We start from the raw sequence: 1,678 nt of genomic DNA, 5'->3' as shown, positions 1-1,678 counted from the left end.
TCTGGGTTTGACAGGCGCTACCCAGGTTGGCCGAGGCACCCGCGCCCATCGGCCGGATGTATTCACTGCCGTCGGGCCGCAGCCAGACCTCCGTCTTCTCGGTGCGGGCGAAGCGGGTACAGCCGCTGTAGAAGATCTGCTCGGTCTGGGTGAGCAGGTCCCGTTGTTTGACATAGGGGTATTGCGCGGTTCCCGGCAGCACTTCGGCCAACACCAGATCGAACCGGCCTTTCGGGGTCACGATGTAGACGGTCGAGAGGAGATAGGCGAAGCGTTGCTCGTCGTGCGGCTGCCACCCGACGACCTGGATCTGGTGGGGATAGGTGACGGTGGAGGGCTGACAGTCGGTGACGTACTCGCGTTGGCCGTTCTGCCGGGTGTAGTAATAGCGTTCCTGGCCGACGCTTTGGCCCGCGCTCAGGGTGTGTTGCCAGGTGGCGGGATTGTCGCAGCCATCGGTGGTGGCGAGAAGCGCGCTCCCCGCCGTATCGGGCTGACATTCGGTGATGTACTCCGCTGCCCCGTCCACCGTGATCTGCACCCGGCTGGCGCGGGTGATCAGCTTGCCGTTGGTGTCGATGACGGGCGGGCAAACCTGCTGGCCATCGGCGGTTTCATGGAGGCGCAGGTGTGGATACCAGGTGTCGCTGTCGACGCAGTCGCCCGCCTGATAGGTCAGATCGCCCATGTGGTAGATGAGCTTGGTCTGGCGGTTGGAGCGGTTGGAGGCAAAGTCGTGGCGAAGGGTGCAGCCTTCCTCCGTCTCGACCAGCGGGACCGGCGCCGCGTCTTCGGCGGGTTCGCAATCCTTTACCACCACGGGGGCGTTGTTGGCGTCGACATAAACCCATTGGGCCTGAGGCACGACGGTCATCTTCTCGTAGTCGACGGAATGGGAGCAGACCGTACGGTCTTCCGTGATGGGGAAGACCTGTTCGGCGTTATTCGCGCAGCCCGTCACCTCCACCTCCTGACCGGTCGGGTCAATGTAGAACAGGCGGCGCTGGGCGGTCGCGGTGCGGGCGGCGAAGTCGACGCGGTCGGGGCAGCCTGCCGAGGTGAACAGGATCGGATAGCGGGTGGTGCCGTCGCGGCACTGTTCGCTCGATGTACCCTTCTCGCCGAAGGTCTCGGTGCGGATCTGTTGGATCGCCATGCCCTGGTCGAGGTCCACGCGGATGTCGCAGCCCTGGGTCAGGACCCGGCGGGTTTCGATGGGCTGGCAGTCCTGTACCACCACGGTGGCATTATTGGCATCGTGATAGATCAGCCGTTGGAGCCGGACGGAGGTCTGGGTGTAGTCGTCTTCCTGGAGAGCACATCCGGCCTCGTCCTCCTCGATGGGGAAGGAGCGTTGGGGGTCGGGTTGGCATGCGGTGACGCGGGTCTCGCTCCCATCAGGCCCGGTGTAGTACAGGCGGAAGGCGGGGGTGGCGTTGCCGGCGGCGAGGTCGACGCGGTCGGGGCAGCCCGCCGAGGTGGACAGGATTGGAAAGCGATCCGGGCCATCGGCGCAGGCCTCGGTTTCCTTGGTGCTTCCGGTGGTGATCACCACGCGGTTTTGTTGGATCGCCACGCCCTGGGCCAGGTCCACGCGGATGGAGCAGCCATCCGTGGTCAGCACCACCTCCGGGATGACAACCTCCTCCTCGGTGTCGTCGGTGAGGACTTCGTCCGT

The 1,678-nt window shown here is 65.1% G+C and carries 1 pseudogene; it reads right to left on the bottom strand.

The window, feature by feature from the left end:
* Positions 1-1,678 (bottom strand): annotated as a pseudogene (locus ACLIRY_RS27000) (hypothetical protein); the annotation flags it as partial.

This window comes from Rhodospirillum sp. A1_3_36, from assembly GCF_047263945.1.
Lineage (GTDB): Bacteria > Pseudomonadota > Alphaproteobacteria > Rhodospirillales > Rhodospirillaceae > Rhodospirillum.
Note: the sequence above shows the minus strand (reverse complement) of the source record. Positions and strands in the feature narration are given on the sequence as shown.